Genomic DNA, 25,887 nt, shown 5'->3' with positions numbered 1-25,887 from the left:
GGGATCACCTCCTATAAAAAGGTCGCGCCCACCTGAAATAGCTTTTCAATTTCACTGACGCGACGTTTATCCGTCAGGAAGAGAATCACATGATCCTCTGCCTCCACTAAAGTATCACGGTGGGCGATGATCACATCATCACCCCGCACCAGCGCGGCTAGCGTGCAGCCCTTGGGCAGGGCGATTTCCTCGACGCGCCGACCGACCACTTTGGAGGTCTTGTTATCGCCATGAGCCACCGCTTCGATGGCCTCGGCAGCACCGCGTCGCAAGCTGTGAACGGCAACCACATCACCCCTGCGCACATGGGTGAGCAAAGCACCAATCGTGACTTGCTGTGGGGAGATTGCGATGTCGATAACGCCACTTTGTACCAGCTCAACATAGCTGGGGCGGTTGATCAAAGACATCACCGTGCGTGCACCCAGGCGCTTGGCTAACATAGCAGAGAGGATATTGGCCTCATCATCATTGGTCACGGAAACAAAGACATCCGTGTTCTCGATGTTTTCCTCAATGAGCAACTCATGGTCAGCGGCATCGCCGTGCAACACCACCACATGGTCCAGTTCGCTGGCTAAATTCTCTGCACGATCTCGACTGCGCTCGATGAGCTTAACCGAAAAATGGGGACCCAAAGCCATGGCCAGCCTTTTACCAATATTGCCGCCGCCAGCGATAATCAAACGCCGGTAAGGCTTTTCGGCCTTGCGCAACTCGCTGGTGACAGCGCGAATGTTTTTGCGCGCCGCGATGAAGAACACCTCATCATCCGCCTCAATCACCGTATGTCCCTCAGGATATATGGGCTTATCTCGGCGAAAAATAGCCGCCACACGTGTCTGAATTCCCGGCATATGTTCCGTCAATTGGCGCAGCTCATGACCTACCAAGGGGCCGCCATAATAGGCTTTAACGGCTACTAAAGAGACTCGACCATCGGCAAAATCCAATACCTGCAAAGATCCAGGGTGTTCTATCAATCGCTGGATGTAATTAGTGACAACACGCTCAGGGCTAATCAAGGCTTGAATAGGTAGGGCTTTGTTGTCGAATAGTTCCGTGTAGCCAAGGTACTCCGGTGCACGCACACGGGCGATGCGAAGCGGCGTCTTAAATACGGTATAGGCGACCTGACAGGCAACCATGTTGGTTTCATCCGAGTTCGTCACGGCGATCAGCATGTCAGCATCTTGGGCACCTGCTGCCTGCAGTACCTCAGGATGCGAGGCCATACCCGTAATAGTGCGGATATCCATGCGATCCTGAAGCGCTCTCAGAACATCTTCACGCGTGTCAACCACAGTAATGTCATTGGCTTCACTGGCCAAATTCTGAGCCACGCTACTGCCAACCTGGCCCGCTCCCAAAATCAGTATTTTCATCCGTCAGTCCCGAGTTTTTTTGGGTTCAAGGCCCAAGGCCCGTAGCTTCCGATAAACATGGGTGCGCTCTAATCCCACTCGCTCAGCCAGGCGCGTCATGCTGCCATCCACGTGGCCCAGCTGCTGGCTGAAATACTCGCGCTCAAATTGTTCTCTGGCTTCACGCAAAGGTAATGTCAGATCCATTGCTGCTTGCCCAGAAGACTGAATCAAAGCCAAAGGTTGCGCGCCCAAAGCAGCCTCCACTTCGGTCAAGGTCACTTCCGGAGTATTGCCCAAAATCAGCAACCGCTGCACCAAGTTGCGCAACTCGTGAACATTGCCAGGCCATGGATAGACACTGAGCCGCTCACATGCCTCTTGGCTGAAGCTGCGTTTAGGCAACCCTTCCTGTTGATTCAGCAGATCCACATAATGAAGCAGCAAATCCGGTATATCCTCAGCATGCTCGCGCAACGGCGGAACGCGCAGCGGAACCACGCTCAATCGATAGTAAAAATCGTCGCGAAACTGGCCCTCGGTGACGCGCACGCGCAAGTCCTCTTGAGTGGAGGCAACAATCCGTACATCGATGCCAAGCGACTCGGTGCCACCGACACGGGTCAGGCGTTGACTCTCTAGCGCGGTTAAAAGCCGACCTTGGGTTTGCAGGTCCATATGTGACACTTCATCCAAAAACAGCGTGCCACCATCGGCTTGCTCCAATAGGCCATAGCGCACCCGCGGGCCTTGCTCCAATCCAAAAATCTCTGCGGCTGCCTCTGCCGCCGTCATGGCACTCACCGGCACTTCGATAAATGGCCCCTCAGCGCGACTGCTGTGGTCATGGATATATCGGGCAAAGGTTTGTTTCCCAACACCCTGCTCTCCGAGTATCAGGACCCAAGTATCATGCTGAGCGATGCGATCGACCTGCTCGCGTAATTGGCCCATCATGAGGCTCGAGCCTTCAGGATAAACTGCTCTGGCAAGCTTACGTTTCAGGCCAATATTCTCGCGAGACAAACGTTCTGCTTCCAAAGCTCGCGTCACGGTTAGCGTGAGTTTCGCTATCGATAATGGCTTCTCGAGAAAATCATAAGCACCCAGGCGGGTCGCCTCAACGGCGCTTTCCACCGTGCCGTGACCAGACATCATGATCACCGGGCAATACGCCATTCCCTGTTCAGCCCAATCTTTCAGCAAGCTAATGCCATCTCCATCCGGCATCCAAATATCCAACAACACCAAATCAAAGCGCCGTCTGCGACGCTGGAGCTGGGCCTCTTCCACGGTGCCCGCCACCTCAACCTCGAAGCCCTCATCAACCAAAATTTCTGAGACTAAGGCGCGGATGTCAGGTTCATCATCAACCACCAAGATCCAGCCGTTACTCATGAAGCCTCCCGAGACTCTGAGGTGATGCCATGCGCGGCTGTTAAAGGCAAAATCAAGGTGACTTGGGCACCGCCAGCCGGAATGTTTTCCGCAAACACCATACCGTTATGTTCTTCCACGATCTTCTTCACAATCGCCAAACCCAAACCCGTGCCACGCGGCTTACTGGTGACATAAGGCTCAAATAAATGAATCAGCATTTCCTCATTCAGACCGGGACCATTGTCGCTGACCCGAACTAAGATCTGGCCACGTCCTGAATCCTCAGCAAAAGCGGTGCTCACCTTAAGCCGCGCATCGGCATGACCATCCAGCGCCTCTAGCCCATTTTTGATCAAATTATGCAGAACCTGGCGGAGTCGACCAGCATCCGCACGAATAGCCGGCAACCCGGAAAACAGCTCGACCTCCAAACGGACTTTTTGCTCTGTGTGGCGATAGAGCTCCACGACTTCCCGAACCAATTGGTTCAAGTCGAGATCTGTGATTTCCGGCTGCGGCGAGCGGGCATACTCGCCAAAAGCATTCACCATGGTTTTCATCGCCTCAACCTGTTGGATAATCGTGCGCGTCCCGCGCCCCAAAAGCTCGGCTTCCTGCTCGGGCAGATGTCCCCGCAACTTGTGCTCTAGTCTCTCCGCCGATAACTGTATGGGGGTCAATGGGTTTTTTATCTCATGAGCTAGGCGCCGCGCCACTTCACCCCAGGCGGCATCACGCTGGGCTTGCAGCAAGGCCGTAATGTCGTCAAAGACCAACACTGGGCCGCCAGCCGACGCCTCTTGATGCTCAAGCCAAACACCATGACACATCAAAACCCGGCGCCCACCACTGCCAAAGGCCGTGATTTGTTCATGCCAGTCTGACTTAGCACCCTGAGGCTGCGCCTCCAAGGCTTGGTAAATGCGGCGCATCATCGGATGATCAGTGGCTACAGCATCCAGTGATCGACCCAACTCCGCTTGCAGATCGCAATCCAAAATCTGTGATGCCGCTGCATTGGCCGTGCGTAAATTCAAATCCCTGTCCAAGGTGATCACCCCGGAAGAGAGATTTTGCAGCACAGCCTGTAGGTACAAACGTTGACTCTCTGCCAATAAACGGCTTCGCTCCGCCTCATCACGGGTAGCAGCAAGCGTCGCGGTCATAGTGTTGAATGATCGAACCAGAAAGCCCAGCTCGTCATTTTGTGTCACGGGCAGCTTTTTGTGGTACTCCCCGGCAGCCACGGCTCGCGTACCTTCCGCTAATTCTTGGATCGGCTGAACCAGCCTGTTAGCGGAATAAAGGGCTGCCCAGAGAGCAGCGAGCACGCTAACCAACATGGCCAGCACCAGCGTGATGCTAAAACTCTGTTTCAACGGCGCTCGCAAATAAGCGAAAGCTTTGTATTCCGCAAAGGCATCTTGCACGCTATCAGCGAGTAAACCGAGCCTCGGTGCCACGGGAAATATGGCTTGCAGGATGTAGTTTGAGCCGGCGAGATCTCGCGAGGGCACTGGCACTAAGACCCGCACATGTAAGCCATCTTCTTGCACAGGCTCCAACGCCGCATAGGTGTTGCCTTGAGATAAAACCAACAAAACTTCGCCAGCAGGTAACTGTGGCAGTCGTTGCAAAGACTCACCACTGCTAAAAGCCACAATGCGATTATTATCGCCAAACAGAGCGAGCTCCCGCGCCTGTGACTGATCACGTAAATCGCCCAATCTTAGGACCGCTATGGATTCTGAGACATCGATTAACTCACTAGCCATGTTCTCCGTCTGGCGACTATGTTGGCGCACTCGGGTATCTAGGGAAGTGCGGGCCAATTCCAAAGCATCCTCCAAGGCCTTTTCCACCCGTACGTCAAACCAGCTATCAATGCCACGGTCTATGAAAGTGATGGAAAAGTAAAAAACGATAAGCACGGGGACCATCGACAGCGCCACGAACAAGGCCACCAGCTTGGCCGTGAGTCGAGACCCGGGGGCATGCCGCATGACAGCCCGAACGACTTTGAATAAGCGATAGCCGATTACCCCAGCCAGCGCGATCAAGGCTAAGGCGTTGAACAACAGCAACCAAACATAAAAGCGCTCAAAATGCTCTGAGTTCTGAGCGGCATTGCTCATGATGACCAGCGATGCCAGCAACATCAGAAAGATCGTCAACATGGGCGCTAAGCCCCTGCTGGTAATCATCAGGGCAGTGGCCATTGGTACCAATCACTCCCCGGACGCCACTCCCGCGCGATATAGCCACGCATGCGCAGCGGCAGCGGTAACTCATCAACTCTTAATAAGCTGCGCATGCGCAAATAGTGCGCTTCTTGATCATCAATTAGCGCAGCATCCAAAAGCGGTAATGCCTTTATATCGCCCATGGCCTGCAATGCTGAACCCAAGCGATAGAAAGCGCGCTGCACGCCGGTGTTCATGTGTGTCAAAACGTACAGTTGACTCAGGGCGTGGAATTCCAAGCGATAACGTTGCGAAATTTCTGCTTCGCTGCGATCCCAGCGCCAGCGACGCTCGCGCAAAATCTCTATTTGAACTTCAAACCCCAGTTTGACCCCATTATGTAATGCCTCCAGCAGATTTTCGCCCAGCTGGTACTGCAGTTCTGCATTGAGGTAAAAGACATCACTGACCCGCTCGATTTGTGCGTAACGCACATCAAAGCTCGGCTCAGCACGAACGGTTTGTAGCGCTGACGAAGTCAGCAACATGATCAGCAGCAAGCCTGTCAGCTCGGCGACGTAAAGCCTTGAGGACATTGCGCTCATGGGCACTTTTGCATCCGAGCATAATAAAAACCGTCCATGTCATTCTCACCTATCTGGATTTGTCGCCCGATACTATTTGGGCGCTGCCAATCAAGGGGAAGAGCCATCAACTGGGCAGAGGGCTCGCTGCGGAGAAATCGTTCTACCTGCATGACGTTTTCTTCCGGTAATAAAGAACATGTGACGTACAAAAGCATACCCCCAGGAGCCAGCAGGGGCCAGAGCACCTCCAAAAGGCGCTGCTGTTGCGCCGCGAGCGGAGCAACATCCGAATCACGGCGCAAAATTTTGATATCGGGGTGGCGACGCAAAACGCCGGTTCCCGAACAAGGCGCATCCAACAAGATACGATCAAAGCACTGGCCATTGAACCAGCTTGTAGGATCTCCTGCATCTGCGGCGAGCAGCGTGGCCTGATATTGCTCACGACTCAAGTTTTCGCCGACCCGCAGCAATCGCTGCGGGTCATTGTCCAAGGCCAACAGATCACATTTGCCATGGGTGTGCTCCAATAAGTGCAGGGTTTTACCTCCAGGCGCGGCGCAGGCGTCCAACAGCCTGTGGCCGGGCTTCGGCGCCAAAAAGGTGGCGGCCAATTGCGCTGCGGCGTCCTGCACCGACACCCAACCTTCGGCAAACCCAGGCAGTAAAGACACATCCACCGGTTGCGATAGAACGATGGCAGACGCCACACAAGGATGAGCCGAGCAATGCATCCCCAGCTCAGTCAGTTTTGACTGATAGTCCTGGCGACTCAAACGATCGAGATTGACCCTAAGCGTCATGGGCGGATGGGCGTTAATCGCCTCAAGAACTTCGTTTAAGTTGCCTGCATAAGCCTTGGCTAAACGCCGATAAAGCCAATCGGGTAGCGCATGACGACTGGCTTCATCTTGGTCTGCTTGCGCCTGCAGCTCTGCACCATGGCGTTGTATATGGCGCAACACACCATTGATCAACTTCACTGCCCATGGTTTTTTAAGCACTCTGGCCAATTCGGCGGTTTGTTGAATCACGGCATACGCTGGGGACTGCCCAGCCAGCAACTCGTACAAGCCCAACTCCAATGCGCTGATAATGTCCTGATCTTTCTTTTTCAAAGGCTTTTGCAGGCATTGATTCAAGATGGCCTGCAGTCGATAGTGCCAACGAATCACCCCAAAACTCAGCGCTTGGACACGCGCCTGGTCCTTCTCAACAACCTGTGACTGAGCATGCGGTAAAGCATCACTGAGCGAGACACCCTCGGCAAGCACTCGCTGCAGCAAACGCACGACTACGAGGCGCACATTCATGGCTGACCGAGCCGTTGACCCAGTAAAGAGCGACCTGCCAAGAACTCCGCTGCGGATAGCGCCTTACTACCCGCCCACTGCAGGCGCATGATACGTAGAATACTGGCCCCTGTGGCCACATCAATACCTTGGGCTGACTCCGCCAATACCAGTCCGGGCGACACGGGTGACGCCGCTGACTGATCCTGCACCGCCGACTCCCAAAGTCTGACTGTATGACCTTGACAGGTCGTGTAGGCGACCGGCCATGGATTGTACGCGCGCACACGCCGATCCAGCTGAATCGCCGACTCCGTCCAATCGATTTCAGCTTCCGCTTTGGTGAGTTTTTTTGCATAGGTTGCTAAGGCTTCATCCTGCGGCTTTGCCTGGAAGCGACCTTGCTGCAAATCCTCAATTCCCTGTAATAAAACGTCAGCGCCGATGGCAGCGAGACGATCATGCAAACTTTGCGCAGTATCCGAAGCTTCTATGGCACAGGCCTGTGTCCTTAAAACCGGACCGGTGTCCAAGCCTGCCTCCATTTGCATCAGGCTGATGCCTGTTTGCGCGTCTCCAGCCAACAAAGCCCGCTGTATGGGAGCCGCTCCCCGCCAACGGGGCAACAGTGAAGCATGAATATTGATACAACCGAAGCGAGGAATATCGAGGAGGGTTTGCGGGAGCAATAACCCGTAGGCCGCAACCACCATTAAATCAGGCTGATATTCGGCAAGCCGGGCTAATGCTTCTGGATCTTTGAAATGAGGAGGCTGCTCAACCGGTATGCCAGCCCGCAAAGCTGTCTGTTTGACCGGGCTGGCCTGAAGTTTGCGCCCTCGACCGGCCGGACGATCCGGCTGGGTATACACCGCGACCACTCGATTGTCCGCATCAATCAGCGCCTGTAGCGCCGGTACGGCAAATTCCGGCGTACCGGCAAAAACCACTCGCATCAGACGACCTCGCGTTGCCCTCGCGGCTGAACACCCTGATCCTGACGCGACTTTTTCTCGAGTTTTTTGCGGATACGATCACGCTTTAAGGTTGAGAGATAGTCGACAAACAGACGTCCATCAAGATGATCAATCTCGTGTTGGATACACACGGCCAGCAAGCCCTCAGCATCCAGTTCGAATAGCTTACCGTCGCGATCCAGTGCTTTTACCTTAATCCGCTGGGCTCGGGGCACTGATTCGTAAAATCCGGGAATGGATAAGCAACCTTCCTCGGAATCCACCCGTCCATCACTGTCAATAATTTCAGGATTGATGAACACCATCGGGCGTCTGCCTTGCCCTGAGCGCTCCTCTGTCTCGGGGTCAGCCACATCCATCACCACCACGCGGCGATGATCATTGACCTGAGTTGCTGCCAGACCGATACCGTCTGCCGCATACATAGTCTCGAACATGTCATCGACCAGCTGGCGAATAGCGGCATCCACCGTCGCTACCTCTTGCGCACGCTGACGTAAGCGCGAGTCGGGAAAAACAAGAATATCAAGCTGTGCCATGACCGTTGATCCGAAAATTAACCTAGGTAACCCACAAAGCCCCTGCAGAGCAGAGACGCCTGTGCTTTCATGGGCCTTATTCTAGCTTGCTTGCCAAAAGGATGCGCGCTGCTATGCCCAAAGACAGCCTTGAACTTTCAGATTGGCTCAAACTAACCAGCCTGCCCGGCGTGGGCGCAGTCCTTTTTCAAAGGATTTTAGATGTTTATGGATCGCCCACTCAGTTTATTCAGGCCGGCGCACCCGCCTGGCAACACTTTGACCTAAAACCTGAGGCTTTGCGTTCGCTGGAACACCATGCCGCTGAAGAGCCAGCCACGGCGCGAGCCCTAGAGTGGGCTGAGCAAGAACACCATCACATCCTCACCTGCCAAGATGCGCACTATCCGCAACAACTCTTGGCTGCTGGCCACGCGCCCCCCATTCTCTACGTCGTCGGTGACCCAACGATTCTCAACTGGCCGATGCTTGCGATCATCGGCACCCGCAACCCCAGCGCAGGTGGTAAGGACACAGCCAATCAATTTGCCGCACAGCTGGCCCGTTCCGGCCTAGTGATCAACAGTGGCCTAGCCCGGGGCATTGACGCCTGTGCTCACTCAGCGGCTTTGCAAGCGGGAGGTTTGACCGTGGCCGTTACCGCAACAGGGGCGGACATAATCTACCCACGGGAACATCAGAAATTGGCCCAGCAAATCATCACTGAAGGCGCGGTCATTACGGAAATGCCGCTAGGTACCGAGGTTAAACCGACATTGTTTCCGCGACGCAATCGCATTATCGCTGGCATGAGCCTAGGCACGTTGGTGATTGAAGCAGCCGCACGCAGTGGCTCATTGATTACCGCCCGCCTCGCTTCAGAACAAGGTCGAGAAGTATTTGCCATACCAGGATCGATTCATAATCCGCTGAGTAAGGGCTGTCACAAACTCATTCGCGAGGGCGCCAAGCTGGTGGAAACAGCGGATGATATTCTCGAGGAACTGGTCGGCGCCGGGCTGAACATTCCAGATTCTCAGCCCCTTCCCGCGAGCAATCTTAAAGAAACGCCCGCACAAGACCCGGAACATCGGCGAGTGCTCGACGCTCTGGGGTACGACCCCAGTTCGATAGATGCGCTCGTGCGACGCACCGGATTGACCGTTGCGACGGTTTCCTCCATTCTGCTCATCATGGAACTGCGCGGCCAAGTGGCCTCTCTATCTGGTGGAATGTACGCACGGACACGGTCGGAAAACTGAGGATGAAAGAGAACGTACTGGATGTCTTGATGTACCTGTTCGAACACTATATCGATGACAATATCGAGTTCGAACCCGATCGCGAACAACTCCAAGATGCTTTGTTGGACGCAGGCTTCCCCGGCGAAGAGATCAGTAAGGCCTTCGCATGGCTGGAGAGCCTCACCAGTGAAGACCACGCCCCAGGCACGCTCAACACAGCATCGTCACTGCGCATCTACTCGACCCAAGAAATGCGTCGGCTTGATGCTGATAGCCGCGGTTTTTTATTGTTTCTGGAACAAAACGGCGTGTTGGAGTCGGCGATGCGAGAACGCGTCATCACGCGCATCATGGAACTCGAGGCCGACAACGTCAGTCTGGATGAGACCAAGTGGATTACACTAATGGTCATGTTTAACGAACCCGGCCAAGAGGCTGCATGCTCTTGGTTAGAGAATATGATTTTCGAGCATCCTCCGGAGTACTTGCACTGAAATCCGCCATGAAAACTAAGGTCACCAGGCTATGAGCAAACACCTGGTCATTGTTGAATCGCCCGCTAAGGCCAAAACCATTAAAAAATACCTCGGATCCGATTACGAGGTACTGGCATCCTATGGCCACGTGAGAGACCTGATTCCCAAAGGTGGGGCTGTAGATCCCGACCACGGGTTTCGCATGGACTATCGGGTTATTGAACGCAACGAAAAACATGTGGAGGCGATCGCCAAAGCCTTGAAAAAGGCGGATACCCTCGTCTTGGCCACTGACCCTGATCGCGAGGGTGAAGCTATCTCTTGGCATTTGCATGAACTGCTCAACGAGCGTGGCCTGCTTGAGGGTAAGAAAGCCGAGCGCGTGGTGTTTTATGAAATCACTAAAGGTGCCGTACGTGAGGCCATCGCCAAACCCCGGCATCTGTCCAATGACCTGATTAATGCACAGCAGGCGCGTCGCGCCTTGGATTACCTAGTGGGCTTCAATTTATCGCCGCTACTGTGGAAAAAAATTAAACGGGGTCTCTCAGCTGGCCGAGTGCAAAGCCCGGCTTTGCGCATGATTGTCGAGCGTGAACTGGAGATAGAAGCTTTTGTGCAGCGTGAATACTGGACGCTGGACGCTGCGGCGCTGAAGGACACACAAGCCTTCACCGCGAAGCTACAAATCTATCAAGGCAACAAACTCGATCAATTTGACATCAACAATGAGACTCTGGCGCAGTCTGCACGCGATACCTTGATCGCGGCGGCGGCAGGTTCTTTGCGCGTAGCCAAACTCGAGAAAAAAGACCGCAAACGCCATCCCGCTCCGCCCTTTACCACCTCGACTCTGCAACAAGAGGCTTCTCGCAAACTGGGATTTTCAGCCAGCCGTACCATGCGAGTCGCACAGCAACTCTATGAAGGCGTTGATCTGGGGGGTGGGCCCATCGGCTTGATCACCTACATGCGAACCGACTCACTATCGTTGGCTAATGATGCAGTGTCGGAACTACGCGATCTCATCGCCAAACGCTTTGGTAACGCTAAGCTCCCCGAGAGCGCGCGCCATTACAAGACCAAGTCGAAGAATGCGCAAGAAGCCCACGAGGCGATTCGGCCCACATCCGCCATGCGTCTGCCTGATGAGATCAAGACCTATCTATCTCCAGAGCAATATCGACTCTACGATCTGATTTGGAAACGCACTGTGGCCTGTCAAATGATTCATGCGACGCTTGATACGGTAGGCGCCGATCTTCACGCAGGCGACGCCAAACATGTATTCCGAGCGACCGGATCGACCGTCAAAGATCCAGGTTTTATGGCGGTCTATCGCGAAGACCTTGACGATGCCAAGGTAGAAAACGATGAACGCATGCTCCCCGAGCTCACTGAGGGGGAAACCATTCAGCTTCAGGATGTACTGACCCACCAGCATTTCACTGAACCGCCGCCACGCTATACCGAAGCTAGCCTCGTCAAAGCTTTGGAAGAACACGGTATTGGCCGGCCCTCCACCTACGCGTCGATTATCAGCACGTTATTACAACGTGAGTACGCCGAACTGGAAAGTCGCCGCTTCACACCCACGGAAATAGGCCGCATCGTTAATAGTTTCCTCACCCAGCATTTCACCCGTTACGTGGACTATGACTTCACCGCCCGCTTGGAAGATGAACTCGATGAAATTTCCCGCGGCGAGAAAGATTGGATCCCGGTCCTGGAAGGTTTCTGGAAAGATTTTCATGACCAGGTGAAAGACAAGGAGACCTCTGTCAGCCGCGCCGAGGCGGTCCAATCTCGCGAGCTGGGGATAGACCCGGACTCTGGCAAACCAGTGTCCGTGCGCATGGGCCGATATGGTCCGCTGGTACAAATCGGCACCAAAGATGATGAAGAAAAACCGCGCTTCGCCAGCCTTCAACCGGGTCAAAAAATGGACAGCTTGGATCTTGAGCAAGCTCTGGCGCTATTCACCTTGCCACGAGATCTGGGTGAAACCCCTGATGGCGAGCCAGTGAGTACCAACATTGGTCGGTTTGGGCCTTATGTAAAATTTGGCAAACGTTATGCCTCTCTGGGTGCCGATGACGATCCCTATACCATTGAATTACCTAGAGCCTTGGAACTGATCGAAGAGAAAAAACAGCTGGATGCGCAACGCTTTATCAAGAGCTTCGAAGCTGAGGGCATTCAGGTACTTAATGGCCGATACGGTCCGTACATCACGGATGGCAGCAAAAATGCGCGCATTCCCAAAGATCAAGATCCGGCTGAGTTAAACCTTGAGACCTGCCAGGAGCTGCTTGCTGCAGCCCCGCAGCGTCGTGGCCGCGGCAAAACAGCCACCAAGCCCCGCGCCAAGAAAAGTGCAGCCCGGTCTGCCGGCAAATCCAGCTAAAACCGGTCTTATGGCTACCCGCACAACGGATATCAGCGTTGCCGCCGCCACCGTCAAAAAAGGCGGAGTCATAGCCTATCCTACGGAAGCGGTTTATGGCTTGGGCTGTGACCCACGCAATGAAGAAGCGGTGCATCGCATTTTGCAAGTCAAACAACGCTTGCCGCAAAAAGGACTGATCCTGATTGCCAGTGATTTCTTTCAAGTCGCACCATTTCTCAAACCCATCGATGCGGCACTTAAGGCCAAGGCCATGGACTCCTGGCCAGGCCCAGTGACTTGGCTATGGCCGGTAAGGCCAGACACTCCCAAGTGGCTGTGTGGCGAGCATGCCACGTTAGCTGTGCGCGTTACCGCCCACCCCTTGGCTGCGGGCCTATGCTCTGCATTGGGTATGGCGTTGGTCTCCACCAGCGCCAATCGCGAAGGGGCGCCTCCTGCCACAGATCCGCAAATGCTAGAGGAAACCCTTGGCGAGCTTCTGGATACGATTCTGGAAGGACCCCTGGGTGGTCATGAAAAGCCCAGCCAAATCCGCGATCTCAAAACCGATCAGGTTATCCGCCAATGACTACAACGCCCGCGCCACTGGATCTGAACCAGGTGGTGGACTACCTGCATGAACTGCAGCAGCGAATCTGCACTGAGTTGACTAGTTTAGATAGCAAGGGTCAGTGGCGCCGCGATCAGTGGCAGCGTCCTGAAGGCGGAGGCGGCGACTCCAGGGTGTTTCAAGATGGGGATATTTTTGAACAGGCTGGTGTCAATGTTTCCCATGTCAACGGCAAACAACTGCCAGCCGCAGCAACCGTCACCCGACCCGAGCTCGCTGGGCGAAGCTTTCAAGCAGCTGGACTGTCTTTGGTTATTCATCCTCAGAATCCCCATGTACCGACCTCCCATGCCAATGTGCGGTTTTTTATGGCGGAAAAACCCAATGCTGAGCCGGTTTGGTGGTTCGGTGGCGGCTTTGATCTGACCCCTTACTATGGTTTTGAAGCTGACTGTCGCCACTGGCATGAAACAGCCAAAGCCATCTGTCAGCCTTTTGGTGATGACGTTTATCCTCGTCTGAAACACTGGTGTGATGAGTATTTCTATTTGCCGCACCGAAATGAACCGCGTGGCATCGGCGGGCTGTTTTTTGATGATTTGAATGAGTGGGGTTTTGAGTCGTGCTTTGCTTTTATGCGCGCCATCGGCGATGGCTATCTCGATGCTTATTTGCCCATCGTTAAGCAGCGCTGTGATACTCCATTTACAAAAGCCCAGCGGGAATTCCAACTGTACCGCCGGGGTCGCTATGTCGAATTCAATCTGCTCTATGACCGCGGCACGCTGTTCGGCCTTCAATCCGGTGGACGCACCGAGTCTATCCTGATGTCCTTGCCACCCCGAGTTCGCTGGATTTATGACTGGCAAGCCACCCCGGGCTCCCCGGAGTCTGAGCTGTATGAAAAGTTCTTAAAACCCCGCGACTGGTGTGCTTGACACACTGCGCAAAATCCCCAAGGCTGATCCCATGCAGCCCAAAGACACCACCGACAACGAAGCCTTCAAAGGCTTTACCAATCACGAATGCCCTTTCATGCCCTGCCACAAAGGCGTGAAACGAGAATTCAATTGTCTGTTTTGTTATTGCCCGCTAATTGCCTATGAGTGTCCGGGACCCTATAAGGTATTCATTGATGCCAATGGCATGCGGCGCAAAGACTGCAGTGGCTGCAATTTGCCGCATAATGGCATCAAGCAATCCTGGAACTTCATCCAAAAATGGTTAGAGCAGCCTGTGTTGTGGGATGGCAAACCACAAACTCGTTTCCAAGTGGATTTGCCCGAGGAAGCCATCCCCGACTATCGACCTCGCACTCCCTAATTGGCGGTAACTTGAGCCTGATCAGGTATCCACACCTCTAAACTAGGGCATTGTTGAAACCGTAAAAACGCACGCGTACGATCGATTTTGAAAACCATAGGATTTTAATGCCTATGGTATTTGCGAGTCGCCAGTCCTCTGAAGTCTCGCTTCTTATTTTGCGGAGCATGCATATGCGAATCCTATTCGTCCACCCGAACTATCATTCCGGCGGAGCTGAAATCGCCGGCAAGTGGTCTCCTGCCTGGGTCGCCTACCTAGCCGGTTATCTCAAATCCAACGGTTATGACGATTATATTTTTGTCGACGCCATGACCGATGAAATCAGTGACGAGGATCTGCGCAAGATTTTTGCTCATGAAAATCCTGATGTCATTTGCTGCACCTCGGTAACTCCGGCCATTTACAAAGCCGAGGAAACGCTGAAAATCGCTAAAGAGGTCTGTCCCAATGCGGTGACGCTATTAGGCGGTATTCATGCTACCTTCATGTTCCAACAGGTCCTCACTGAGGCACCCTGGATTGATGCGATCATTCGTGGCGAAGGCGAATCCATCACGCTTGAAGTGGTTCAAGCCATTGATGCGGGTCGCTGGCCTGAGTGCCGCAACGAAATCAAAGGCATCGCATTTAATGACGATGACAAGGTCATTGCCACCCCAGCGGCACCCACCATTCGCGATGTCGATTCGATTATCCCTGATTGGGGCATTTTGGAGTGGAAGAAGTACATCTACATTCCCCTTGGCGTGCCGGTTGCCACGCCCAGCATGTCGCGGGGTTGCCCTTTCACCTGTAGCTTTTGTTCCCAGTGGAAGTTCTGGCGTGATTACCGAGTCCGTGACCCGAAGAAAGTCGTCGATGAAATCGAAATCCTCATGAAGGATCATGGCGTTGGCTTCTTTATCCTGGCCGATGAAGAGCCGACGATTAACAAAGCCAAATTCGTCGAGTTCTGTGAGGAACTGATCGATCGTGATTTGGGCATTCTTTGGGGTATCAATACCCGCGTCACCGACATCATGCGTGATGAGGATTTGTTGCCATTTTATCGCAAGGCAGGCTTGGTCCACATTTCCCTAGGAACCGAAGCCGCCGCGCAGATGAATCTCGATACATTCGTGAAAGAGACCACCGTGGCCCAAAACAAACGGGCCATTGAACTGCTGCGCAATGCCGGTATCGTCACCGAAGCTCAGTTCATTGTTGGTCTGGACAATGAGACCCCGGAAACTCTCGAAGAAACCTTCCGCATGTGTATGGACTGGAATCCCGATATGGCGAATTGGGCGATGTTCACTCCCTGGCCATTTTCGGATTTGTACAACGACGTCAAGGACAAAGTAGAAATTTTCGACTTTGAAAAATACAACTTTGTCACACCGATTATGAAGCCTGCAGCTATGACCCGTGGTGAATTACTGGATCGGGTGATGCATAACTACAGACGCTTTTACATGAAGAAAGCCTTCCTCGGTTATCCCTGGGAGCGCAATCGCTTGCGTCGCAAATACCTGCTCGGCTGCCTCAAAGCGTTTTTGAAAAGTGCGTTTGAACGACGCTTCTACGACCTGGGTAAAGCCGGTTATTGGGGCCCACAGTCGCGCAAGAAGGTGGACTGGAACTTTGACACCAGCCGCACGCTGGTGAAACCTGAGCCGCAGCTTGAGGAACAGGTCATTAAGTGGAAAAGTGCTCCGATCCGCAAGCGTGGCGGCAAGCCTGCCAAAGCAGCAGCCAGCGATGCAGCGGTACAGGTGAAAGTCTGTGGCGGCGGTGATCAGCAATTAGCGGAGAGCCTAGACAGTGAAACAATCAAGACTGATATCCGCGAAAACGCCTGACCTGGGCTGAAAAATAGGTATGCTTACGAGGGCGCCTGCGGGCGCCCTCGGTCTTTGTGGCTTGAAATAACCGGACTTTTAACATTGTGATTAATGATCCTGAAGCAGCCATCGATTTTCCCTCACGTCCTGAATTGGCTCCGCGGCGCTCGCGGGCGCTCATGATTCAGGGCACCAGCTCCGATGTGGGCAAAAGTCTTTTGGTAGCTGGCCTTTGTCGCGCCTACACCCGACGCGGGCTCACTGTGCGACCTTTCAAAGCCCAAAACATGAGCAATAACGCAGCGGTTACCAGCGACTGTGATCCCGAAATAAACCAACAGGGTGAGACTCAACCCCATCGCGGTGAAATTGGGCGAGCCCAAGCTTTGCAAGCGCGAGCCTGTGGCGTAGCGCCGTCGATTCACATGAACCCGGTGTTGCTCAAGCCCCAGACCACAGCCGGTTCGCAGGTGGTGCTGCGCGGGCGAGTCTTGGGTACTTGTCGCGCCAAGGTGTATCACAAGATGAAGCCTCAGCTACTGCCAGCAGTCGTCGATAGTTTTCATCGTGTTGCAGCACAAGCCGATCTCGTCCTGGTTGAAGGTGCCGGCAGTGGCGCCGAAGTTTATCTGCGCAAATCCGATATCACCAATATGAAACTCGCCAACCTAGTCGATCTACCTGTGGTTTTGCTGGGAGATATTGATCGCGGCGGCGCATTGGCGGCGATTGTGGGGACGCATGCCCTGTATGAAGCCGATGAGCGAGCTCGGGTTGTGGGCTATATTATCAATAAATTCAGAGGTGACTTATCTCTGTTTGAACCCGCCATGGAGCTGATGACAGAGCGTACCGGCTGGCCTTCGCTGGGCGTTCTGCGTTGGTTTGACGCCGCAGCACAATTGCCTGCGGAGGACTCTTTGGCTTTGGAAAGACCAGCGATGAGTCAAGGAGGGAGTCTGAATATCTCGATCCCACAATTGTCTCGTGTTGCCAACTTTGATGACATGGATCCGCTGGCTGCCGAACCGGGCGTTCACTTGCGCTGGGTAAAACCCGGCCAGTCCATACCCCGCGATACCGACGTGATCATTCTGCCTGGCTCGAAGTCCACCCGGGGCGACTTAGATACGCTGCGCCGCGAAGGCTGGGACATCGATATTCAATCGCACGTGCGCCAAGGTGGGCGGGTGGTGGGCCTGTGCGCTGGCTACCAAATGCTGGGCAAGGTGATTCGTGATCCTTCTGGTATCGAAGGTGAGCCCGGTGAAACACCCGGCTTAGGCTTGCTGGATTTAGAGACTGAAATGACACCCGATAAACAACTGTTGGAACTTCATGCAACAGAAACATTCTCGGGTTGCAGCATCACGGGCTATGAAATGCACATGGGTCGCACGCAAGGCCCCGGCCTGGAAAAACCCTGGTTGCGACTCAGCGAAGCTTCAGGAACCGTTCGCGACGAGGGGGCAATAACCGCTGATGGTTTGGTCAGCGGCGCTTATGTCCATGGCATCTTCGGCAATGATGACTTTCGCCGTCACTGGTTGGCACAAGTTGGCGGTAAAGCTTCGGACCTAGCCTACGAAGCACGCATTGAAGCAGCGCTGGATGCTTTAGCGGATCACTGCGAGGCCAATCTTGATTTGGATTCGCTGTTGTCGCTGGCGCGCTAAACGCCAAAAGCCTATGGCCCGCACTCTGGATTTCCCCAAGTTAAGCCCTGACCGCGCAACACGCGGCAAAGTGCTGATGCTCCAAGGCACGAACGCGGATGTGGGCAAAAGCCTAGTTGTTGCCGGTCTATGTCGGGCTTTCACCAACCGGGGTCTTATCGTACGCCCCTTTAAAGCACAAAACATGAGCAATAATGCTGCAGTCACCGTTGATTCTGATGTGCCCGATCATGCAGGTGAAATCGGCCGAGCTCAGGCATTACAAGCCATGGCCTGTGGATCGTCGTTTTCTGTGCATATGAATCCGGTGCTCCTCAAGCCCGAGTCTGATGACTGCAGTCAGGTCGTCTTACGCGGTCGGGTGATTGGGCAAATCTCTGCCGCTGACTATCAAAACATCAAACCGCAGCTTCTGCCGGCCGTTCTTGATAGCTTGCGTCGTCTTGCCAGTGAGGCAGACTTGGTTTTGGTAGAAGGAGCCGGCTCTAGTGCAGAAACGTATTTGCGCCCCCAGGACATTACCAATATGGGCCTGGCTGAAGCTGCCGATTTACCCGTGGTCCTCATGGGCGAGGATGCTCGTGGCGGCATGCTGGCTTCTGTGGTGGGTAGTCATGCTCTCTGGTCAGAAGCAGATCGTCGGCGCATTAAGGCCTATCTGGTTAACCGTTTCCGTGGTGACCCGAAGGTGTTTGCCCCAGCAATGCACCTCATGAGTCAAATCACCGGATGGCCCTGTCTGGGATTAATCTCTTGGTTTGATGCCGCTGCTCAACTGCCTCAAGAAGATTCCCTAGCGCTGGATCGTCCTCGATCTGGCCGATCCGCCAAATTAAACATCGCAGTCCCTCGACTGCCTCGTGTAGCGAATTTTGATGACTTAGATCCGTTAGCGGCGGAACCGGAGGTCAACCTCTTCTGGCTCCCTTCCGGAACCCCGGTTCCTGCAGATACCGATGTGGTGATTCTTCCGGGTTCAAAAGCTACCCGTGAAGATCTCAAGACACTTTATACCGAAGGCTGGCATCACGATATCCGAGCGCATGTGCGCCGTGGAGGTGTTGTCGTAGGTTTATGTGCCGGTTTTCAAATGTTGGGCAATGCCGTCCATGACCCGGATGGCTTAGAAGGTTCGCCCGGCAGTACGCAAGGACTGGGTTTACTCAACATGGAAACACATATTGATGTGTCTAAAACCTTGCGTACCCTGGACCATCTGGATCAGCACTCCAAGGCACGTATCCAGGGTTATGAAATGCACATGGGGGTCTCAAAGGGCCCAGCGCTGTCCAGTCCCTGGTTGAATCTGCAAACGCAAGACACAGTTGATGCAGAAGGTGCGTGTGGCTTTGATGGGCGCGTTTTTGGCAGCTATGTTCATGGCCTATTTCATAATGATGCATTTCGCGCACATTGGCTGGATACTCTGGGCGTCAAAGCATCCGGCATAGCGCACCAGCAACGCATGGAAAATACGCTGGACCAGCTCGCTGCTCAACTTGAAGCGGATTTGGATCTAGACCACCTGCTGAGCTTGGCAGAAAAACCCTTTGGCGGCCGATGAATAGCACCGATGTTTTGGTTATTGGCGGTGGCATAGCGGCGCTTTGCTCAGCCATCAGTGCCAGTGAGCATGGTGCTAAGGTCACATTGGTAGATTCCGCCCCCAAATTCCAACGTGGCGGCAATGCACGGCATTCACGCAATTTGCGCATTGCTCATGATCAACCCAGTCCGCTCTTTCCAGGCCAGTATGGCGTAGACGAATATATGGCTGATCTAAACGCGATCAATCATGGGGCGGGTGACCCTGAGCTGTGTCAGATCCTGGCCAAGCAGTCTGCCGAGCTACCCGACTGGTTCATGCGCCAAGGGCTGAAGTTTGAAACCATCGAACAAGCCAATCTACCCTACTCACGTAAGACAGCTTTCTTTTTGGGTGGCGGTCGACATGCCATGAATGCACTGTTCACCCGGGCTGAAACACTGGGTGTTGAAATCCTGCAAGAGACTACTGTGACGCATGTGCCCCTGCATGTCCGTGAAAATTTCGAAATAGTGCTGCAACAGCCACAGGACCAATGCACGCTGCGGGCCGCCAGCGTGATTATCTGTAGCGGCGGCTATCAAGCTAATTTAGATAAGCTCAGAGAAGACCTAGGGCCCGTGGCTGACCATCTGCGTGTGCGAGGCTCGCCCTGGGTAACAGGTGCATTATTGTCGGACTTATTGGCTCAGGGAGCCAAACCGGTCGGCAGGCGAGATCAATGTCATGCGGTCGCTGTCCACGCTGATGCACCTCTGACCGATGGTGGCATTGTCACGCGCGCAGACGGGCTACACTGGGGCATTGTCATCAATAAGCGCGGTGAGCGGTTTTTTGATGAAGCAAAAATGACCAGTCCGCATCGCTATTCTTATTGGGGTCAGACCCTGTTGCAAAACGCAGATGGCCCTTCTTACTTGTTATTGGATGCCGATGGTGAAACTCAGCTCCCTGACCATATTTATGAACCCGTTCGTGCCCATAGCCTCACCGAGTTAGCAAGCGCCATTGACGTAGACCCCCAGCAGTTGCAGAAAACAGTGTCCCAATACCATGACCATATTGTCTCCGAAACGTCGTCAGCGAACTGTCACTGCACTGCGACTCCGCGTAAAAGCCGATTCGCGATGGCCCTTAAAAAACCCCCGTTTAGCGCCTATGCCTTATGTCCAGGCATTACCTTCACGGGGTTTGGCATACAAGTCGATGGCAAAGCGCGTGTATGCATAACAGAAGGTGGCCCATGTGAGCGGGTGTTTGCTGCGGGTATGATTATGGCGCCGGCGATACTCGGAGGCGGCTACACTGCCGGCGCGGCTTTAGCGGTCGGAGCTGTATTTGGGCGCATTGCGGGCCAGCAAGCCGCTGTGGCGATGAGACACTAGCCCATGGACTCGTCATCTAACCAAGAAGCAAGGCGCGTCTTCAAACTCTGCAATGTATGCGGGTTTTGTACGGGACTTTGTCCGGTATTTCCCTCGGCACAGCAACGCTCCGAACTGCGCCTCGAGGACTTGGTGCATTTGGCCAACCTCTGCCACAACTGTGGTGCCTGCTGGTCGGCGTGTCAGTACGCACCGCCCCACCCCTTTGCTATAGACGTGCCCGCAACTTTGGCGCGCACGCGTGTTAACAGCTACGAACAATTCGCTTGGCCAAAAGGCTTTGCTGATCAGCTCATAACGAAGCCACTTTGGGGTGCAGTATGGCTGCTCATCATTGGCCTGATCCCTCTATTGCTAATGGGAATACAGGCACCGTCAGTGTGGACCCCCACATTACTTGCACTCGGCTTATTGTGGGCTATCTTCAGCATGTCGATGTCCTGGCTGCAGTTTTGGCGAGAAACGCGGGCCACCACCGTTGATGCTCGCTCTGGTCAAGCCTGGCGAGACGCTCTAATCGATACTCTAGTTTTACGCCATTTGGATGGCGGTGGTGGCGGTTGTCAACAAAGCCAGCACCCCGATCACCGCCGCTTAGCGCATCACGCCGTTTTCTATGGTTTTTTCTTGAGCATTTTAGCCACCCCCATAAGCGTGATCTTTGCCCCGATTCATCCTTTGTTACCCGATATCCTCGCCGTTTTATTTGGCTTCGTACTCCTGCTGGGTGTTCTCCTGCTGGCGTATCACAAAACTCAAGAGCGGATAGCACTGAAAGCCAGTGCTCCTGCAGCACAGGGATATCTGCTACTCACACTCTTGGGGTTGCTCGCCGTCACCGGATTGGCTGCAAAGCTATTACTGCAAAGCAATGCCGGGCCCATCTTGGTGGCATTGCATCTGGGCTGTGTATTGGCTTTTTTTGTACTCATGCCTCTGAGCAAATTCACCCATGGTGGTTATCGCTTTCTTGCCCTTGTGGACGCCAAAGTGCAGAAACTTGTGACAAATCAACGTCGCTCGAAAATTCTCATTGAGGACGGGGAAAGCAAATCAGACTGAAAGCTTGCGTGCTAATATAAGAATCACGCTATCGGGGCGCGGCACCCAAGAGATCAAGGCTTTACACTAATGGGAACTACGGGCTGGCTTATCGCGATTTTAATTGCCTTGTTTCTACTGGGCCAATTCGCTTTTCTCTATCGAAGCAAGGGTATGCAAGGCCGCCCTGCCCCAGATTTTGCAGCGCTACTCAGTGCTCAGCAAGACCCTCAAGCAAAATTCATCCTCTACTTTTTCAGCCCTCGCTGCAGTATGTGTCAGCAGATATCGACCACTCTAGAATCCCTACAGTCCGAGCAAGACAACGTGTTGTTCATCGATGTAGGACAACAACCAGAGATGGCTAAAAAATTTCGCGTTATGGGCACACCGACACTGATTCGTGTCGAAAAAGGACTGATCAAGCAAGTCATGATGGGGGCCAAGGATGAAGACACAGTGCGCGGTTTCGTGACGCATTAAGCAACATCCGGTGAGGAAAGTATCATGCTACAAATTAATCCAAATCTTGTTTGCTGGTTTGTGCGACATGCCCGTCAATTTCATGCCCAAGAAGATGTGATGTTGCCGGATGAGCCCGATCCACAAAATGAAGGCTGGGTGGATGAGGCCCTGCAAGAGCACTCAGATAATGTGCTTTATCTCGAATTAAAGGATGCGGTAGAAGAACTTGAGCCACAGATACAAGCAGAGCTTGTTTCCCTGATGTGGCTCGGAAGAGGCGATTATTCCGAGGATGAATGGGATTTGGCGTTGGAAGACGCGCTTTCTAATTGGACTCCTCGCACTGCCGACTACCTACTGGCTACCCCCTTGGGTGCTGATTACCTGAACGAGGGTTTAGCGATGATGGGCTATAGCTGTGATGAGGATGAATGAATAATTCCTCGCTTTTTCGCAGCGTTTGCTACAACGCTTCAGCTGAGGGGCCAAAAGTCATCGTGCTTGGGGCAGTGCATGGTAACGAGCCCTGCGGAACTCAGGCGATTTATCGACTCATGTCAGCTTTAGATCAGGGTGAATTAAAACTACAAAAAGGCCAATTAACACTCATTCCGATTACCAACCCCCTGGCCTGGGATAAGCGCTCGCGCATGGGTGAGCGTAATCTCAATCGTAATTTTCGCCGCCATGATGCACCACAGGATTACGAAGATAAGCTGTGCAATCAATTAGCTCCGCTGCTTGAAGACCATGATGTGCTGTTGGACTTGCACTCGTTTCATACGCCGGGCAAGCCCTTTGTGATGCTTGGGCCGCGCAACAATAGTGGCGAGTTGGAAGCTTTTTCTTTTGCTGATAAAGAACAGGACTGGGCAAGTCGTCTAGGGGTAGAGCGCATGCTTGAGGGCTGGCTTGAGACTTATGCCCGCGGTGTAGCCCGACGCACAGCTAACCCCAATGCCAGCTTACGTGCACAAATGCTGTCCACGGACCCAGGATATGGCGTAGGGACCACCGAGTACATGCGGTCCCATGGGGGCTATGCGCTAACCCTAGAGTGTGGCCAACATGACGATCCTAAAGCCCCTGAGATCGCCTATGAAGCCATCTGTAGAACACTCTCGCATTTAAATTTATTGGCCTTACCCAAGCCGGAAATCACTGCAAATATCGAAATTTTGAGACTGATAGATGTCATCGATCGAGACCATGAAGGGGATCAGTTCGTCCAAGAATGGCGGAGCTTCGATTCTTTGGTAACAGGTGACGTGATCGGGCGACGCCATGACGATAGTTTAGTGACCGCACCCATGAACGGTTTTATTGTGTTCCCCAATCCCAATGCCATGCCGGGTAATGAATGGTTTTATTTGGCGACCCATAGTGATCGAGCGAGGTGTGGAACATGACCAATGGTGACGTGCCCTATTTCCGCCCAGTCAGGGACATTTATCAGTCAAAAGTCGTGACCTGCCTCCCCGACGATAATCTGGTCAGCGTCGTCGAGATCATGCGAGAGCGCAATATTTCTAGCGTCGTCGTATGTGACCACGAAGATAGGCCCATTGGGATTATTACCGACCGAGATCTACGTAATAAGGTTGTGCCTTCAGGGCGTGAAACCTCGAGTTTTCGTGTTCGCGACATCATGAACAGTCCGCTCACCACCATTGGCGAAGACGACGTTCTCTATGAAGCACTCTACCGGATGTCGAGTCTGAATATTCATCGTCTGGTGGTGGTCAATGGTGGCGGTAACCTGATTGGTATTGTGACTGACACCGATATTCTGCGTATGCAGAGTCACTCACCCCATCAATTGGTGCGTGATATTGAAAACGCGGCCGATCTGGAAACGCTTAAAGACCTGCACGAACGCATTCAAGATTTGGTCGTGCATCTCAGCGGCACGGCAACATCAATCCGCGATTTATCGAAACTAATAGCCAATCTCAATGACCAAATTATCCTTCGCCTTCTGGCTTTACTGGTTCAAGATCGCTTCCCCGATATTGGTGGTGAATTCAGTTTTGTGGTCATGGGTAGTGAGGGACGCGGCGAACAAACCCTCTCAACAGATCAGGACAATGCCATCATCTTGCCCGATGTCTATGATGCCCATCAGACAGCTTCTGTTGAAAAGTTTGCTCAAGCATTGATTGATGACCTCACCAGTATCGGTATACCAGCCTGCCCTGGCGGCATCATGGCCAGTAATGAACCATGGCGACGCACGGTGGCGCAATGGAAACGCGAATTGGATCGCTGGCTAACAACCCCTAGTCCCGAAAATATCCCCAACGCCAGCATGTTTGCCGATATACGCACTTTGTATGGTTCCACTGAGTGGGAACACTCACTCAAAGCCCATATTTATCGCCGTGTCAGTGAAAACAAACTGTTTTTGATGCGCATGACTGAAAACATGGTGCGCTTCCCACCACCACTCAATTGGCGCGGAAAAATAAAAACAGGCACACAAGGGGCACCTCCAGGGCAGATTGATTTAAAAAAAGCCGGAATTTTTGCCATCACTGATGGCATTAAAGCCTTAGCCATTGAGGCGAAAGCGCTAGAGGGTGGGACGCATCAACGGATAAAACATCTTCTTGAAATGGGGGTTCTGGCCAAAGATCAAGCGCAAAACCTCGGCGAAACTTTTGATTTCTTAGTACAAATGCGCTTAAGAGCGCAAGTTAGAGCTATTGAAAAATCTGAATCTCCCGGGAACAACGTGGACTTTGCTGAACTGTCACAAATGGAACAGGGGCGGTTATTGATTGCGCTTGAAGATGTCGCACGCTTCCAACGCTTTATGAGTGGTCATTTCAATCTCAATCTGTTGCGCTAATCCCCACTCTTTGATCTCGTAATCATGAGCCTGGGTCCAGAAGTCCTTCTCTTAGCGTTATTGGTATGCATAGGAGCGGCACTCATACATGGCGCCTTTGGTTTGGGATTTCCCATGGTGGCAACGCCGCTTTTGGCTCTAATGTTCGACGTCAAAACAGCGATATTACTGACATTAGCGCCGAATGTTCTGGTTAATCTTTGGAGCTTAATGCACGGCGGGGGCTGTTGGCAGACGATTAAACAGTATTGGTATATCGCCGCCGTCATGACGCTAGGATCAGCCATTGGCACCGTGTTATTGATCGTCTTAGATCCCAATCCTTTTCGCTTACTGCTAGCAGCCTCTATTGTTTTCTATTTGGTTTCCGATCGTTTATCTCGTCTCGACTTATCAATTCTAAGCAAAAAACGCCATCAAAGCGGCATCATGATTGGCTTGGGTGGTGGGCTATTGGGTGGAACCGTGAATGTGGGTGCCCCCCCATTGATGATTTATTTTCTTGAACTTGGGGTGAAACCTTTGGTTCTAGTACAAGCCATCAATTTGTGTTTTTTAGCTGGTAAAAGCACACAGATCATCACCTTTGCCGCCCTGGGATACCTCACCACTGACTTAATTTTCTGGTCCATACCTTTGGCTATTGTGGCCATGGGCGGATTGTCGGTGGGTATGCGACTACGCCAGCATTTCGATGCCTCACAATACCGAAAAATGCTGCGCTTACTCCTGTGGCTTTTATCTGCCTTACTCGTCTCCCAATTTGCCTACGCGGTCATCACATAAGTGCTGG

23 protein-coding genes are annotated in these 25,887 nt (G+C 53.2%); 16 read left to right on the top strand and 7 right to left on the bottom strand.

The genetic code is table 11. The features are described 5' to 3' along the window. Positions 1–11: 11 nt before the first annotated feature. The 7 genes from trkA to def are packed head-to-tail and all read right to left on the bottom strand — an operon-like array spanning position 12 to position 8,322. Entirely contained in the window at positions 12–1,385 is a 1,374-nt protein-coding gene (gene trkA / locus CKX93_RS04840) for a Trk system potassium transporter TrkA (protein ID WP_076755557.1), read from the bottom strand. A 3-nt stretch (positions 1,386–1,388) separates the two neighbouring features. Further along, positions 1,389–2,762: a sigma-54-dependent transcriptional regulator gene (locus tag CKX93_RS04835; protein ID WP_076755556.1), complete on the bottom strand. Its 1,374-nt coding sequence runs from the start codon at positions 2,760–2,762 to the stop codon at positions 1,389–1,391. Further along, a complete protein-coding gene (locus CKX93_RS04830) occupies positions 2,759–4,963 on the bottom strand; it encodes an ATP-binding protein (RefSeq protein ID WP_076755555.1) in 2,205 nt (734 codons plus the stop codon). Before CKX93_RS04830 ends, CKX93_RS04835 begins: the two co-directional genes overlap by 4 nt. After that, the gene (locus CKX93_RS04825; protein WP_234982813.1) at positions 4,948–5,532 is read right to left on the bottom strand and encodes a DUF4390 domain-containing protein; all 585 of its coding nucleotides are present in this window, start codon (positions 5,530–5,532) and stop codon (positions 4,948–4,950) included. Before CKX93_RS04825 ends, CKX93_RS04830 begins: the two co-directional genes overlap by 16 nt. Then, on the bottom strand, positions 5,529–6,827 hold the full coding sequence (rsmB, locus tag CKX93_RS04820; RefSeq protein WP_076755553.1) for a 16S rRNA (cytosine(967)-C(5))-methyltransferase RsmB: 1,299 nt from the start codon (positions 6,825–6,827) through the stop codon (positions 5,529–5,531). Before rsmB ends, CKX93_RS04825 begins: the two co-directional genes overlap by 4 nt. Further along, a complete protein-coding gene (gene fmt, locus CKX93_RS04815) occupies positions 6,824–7,762 on the bottom strand; it encodes a methionyl-tRNA formyltransferase (RefSeq protein ID WP_076755552.1) in 939 nt (312 codons plus the stop codon). The genes rsmB and fmt overlap by 4 nt, the downstream gene beginning before the upstream one ends. Beyond that, positions 7,762–8,322: a peptide deformylase gene (gene def, locus CKX93_RS04810; RefSeq protein WP_076755551.1), complete on the bottom strand. Its 561-nt coding sequence runs from the start codon at positions 8,320–8,322 to the stop codon at positions 7,762–7,764. Before def ends, fmt begins: the two co-directional genes overlap by 1 nt. Before the next feature lie 113 nt (positions 8,323–8,435). On the opposite strand from def, the gene dprA reads away from it, so the two are divergent. The 16 genes from dprA (at position 8,436) to CKX93_RS04730 (ending at position 25,880) form a co-directional block, all read left to right on the top strand. Further along, positions 8,436–9,563 carry a DNA-processing protein DprA gene (gene dprA / locus CKX93_RS04805; RefSeq protein WP_076755939.1) on the top strand — a complete coding sequence of 376 codons (1,128 nt, stop codon included), beginning with the start codon at positions 8,436–8,438 and terminating at the stop codon, positions 9,561–9,563. 2 nt (positions 9,564–9,565) lie between these two features. Continuing rightward, positions 9,566–10,039, top strand: coding sequence for a Smg family protein (locus CKX93_RS04800; RefSeq protein WP_076755550.1), 474 nt, complete (start codon positions 9,566–9,568; stop codon positions 10,037–10,039). 31 nt (positions 10,040–10,070) lie between these two features. After that, positions 10,071–12,428 carry a DNA topoisomerase I gene (locus CKX93_RS04795; RefSeq protein ID WP_076755549.1) on the top strand — a complete coding sequence of 786 codons (2,358 nt, stop codon included), beginning with the start codon at positions 10,071–10,073 and terminating at the stop codon, positions 12,426–12,428. A gap of 10 nt (positions 12,429–12,438) precedes the next feature. Further along, positions 12,439–12,999, top strand: coding sequence for an L-threonylcarbamoyladenylate synthase type 1 TsaC (gene tsaC / locus CKX93_RS04790; protein ID WP_076755938.1), 561 nt, complete (start codon positions 12,439–12,441; stop codon positions 12,997–12,999). Further along, entirely contained in the window at positions 12,996–13,919 is a 924-nt protein-coding gene (gene hemF / locus CKX93_RS04785; protein ID WP_076755548.1) for an oxygen-dependent coproporphyrinogen oxidase, read from the top strand. The genes tsaC and hemF overlap by 4 nt, the downstream gene beginning before the upstream one ends. 31 nt (positions 13,920–13,950) lie before the next feature. Beyond that, positions 13,951–14,304 (top strand): cysteine-rich small domain-containing protein, encoded by a 354-nt coding sequence (locus CKX93_RS04780; RefSeq protein ID WP_076755937.1) that lies wholly within the window; start codon positions 13,951–13,953, stop codon positions 14,302–14,304. A 173-nt stretch (positions 14,305–14,477) separates the two neighbouring features. Further along, complete coding sequence (gene bchE, locus CKX93_RS04775) at positions 14,478–16,148, top strand: magnesium-protoporphyrin IX monomethyl ester anaerobic oxidative cyclase (protein ID WP_076755936.1); 1,671 nt, start codon at positions 14,478–14,480, stop codon at positions 16,146–16,148. Between the two features lie 161 nt (positions 16,149–16,309). Continuing rightward, positions 16,310–17,806: a cobyric acid synthase gene (locus CKX93_RS04770; RefSeq protein ID WP_084178687.1), complete on the top strand. Its 1,497-nt coding sequence runs from the start codon at positions 16,310–16,312 to the stop codon at positions 17,804–17,806. A 13-nt stretch (positions 17,807–17,819) separates the two neighbouring features. Next, positions 17,820–19,370 (top strand): cobyric acid synthase, encoded by a 1,551-nt coding sequence (locus CKX93_RS04765; RefSeq protein ID WP_076755547.1) that lies wholly within the window; start codon positions 17,820–17,822, stop codon positions 19,368–19,370. After that, the gene (gene tcuA, locus CKX93_RS04760) at positions 19,367–20,737 is read left to right on the top strand and encodes an FAD-dependent tricarballylate dehydrogenase TcuA (protein WP_076755546.1); all 1,371 of its coding nucleotides are present in this window, start codon (positions 19,367–19,369) and stop codon (positions 20,735–20,737) included. Before CKX93_RS04765 ends, tcuA begins: the two co-directional genes overlap by 4 nt. A gap of 3 nt (positions 20,738–20,740) precedes the next feature. Next, positions 20,741–21,799, top strand: a complete 1,059-nt coding sequence (tcuB, locus tag CKX93_RS04755; RefSeq protein ID WP_076755545.1) for a tricarballylate utilization 4Fe-4S protein TcuB — start codon at positions 20,741–20,743, stop codon at positions 21,797–21,799. A gap of 153 nt (positions 21,800–21,952) precedes the next feature. Next, positions 21,953–22,261: a thioredoxin family protein gene (locus CKX93_RS04750; protein WP_159435527.1), complete on the top strand. Its 309-nt coding sequence runs from the start codon at positions 21,953–21,955 to the stop codon at positions 22,259–22,261. Positions 22,262–22,285: 24 nt separating this feature from the next. Further along, complete coding sequence (locus tag CKX93_RS04745; protein ID WP_076755543.1) at positions 22,286–22,678, top strand: DUF3775 domain-containing protein; 393 nt, start codon at positions 22,286–22,288, stop codon at positions 22,676–22,678. Continuing rightward, a complete protein-coding gene (locus CKX93_RS04740) occupies positions 22,675–23,652 on the top strand; it encodes a M14 family metallopeptidase (RefSeq protein ID WP_076755542.1) in 978 nt (325 codons plus the stop codon). The genes CKX93_RS04745 and CKX93_RS04740 overlap by 4 nt, the downstream gene beginning before the upstream one ends. Beyond that, the gene (locus tag CKX93_RS04735) at positions 23,649–25,094 is read left to right on the top strand and encodes a DUF294 nucleotidyltransferase-like domain-containing protein (RefSeq protein WP_076755541.1); all 1,446 of its coding nucleotides are present in this window, start codon (positions 23,649–23,651) and stop codon (positions 25,092–25,094) included. Before CKX93_RS04740 ends, CKX93_RS04735 begins: the two co-directional genes overlap by 4 nt. A gap of 24 nt (positions 25,095–25,118) precedes the next feature. After that, positions 25,119–25,880 carry a sulfite exporter TauE/SafE family protein gene (locus CKX93_RS04730; RefSeq protein WP_076755540.1) on the top strand — a complete coding sequence of 254 codons (762 nt, stop codon included), beginning with the start codon at positions 25,119–25,121 and terminating at the stop codon, positions 25,878–25,880. Positions 25,881–25,887: the final 7 nt, after the last annotated feature.

The sequence above is a fragment of the Ectothiorhodosinus mongolicus genome, from assembly GCF_022406875.1.
Classification (GTDB): Bacteria; Pseudomonadota; Gammaproteobacteria; order Ectothiorhodospirales; family Ectothiorhodospiraceae; genus Ectothiorhodospira; species Ectothiorhodospira mongolica.
This window is presented reverse-complemented; position numbering and strand designations above follow the sequence as displayed.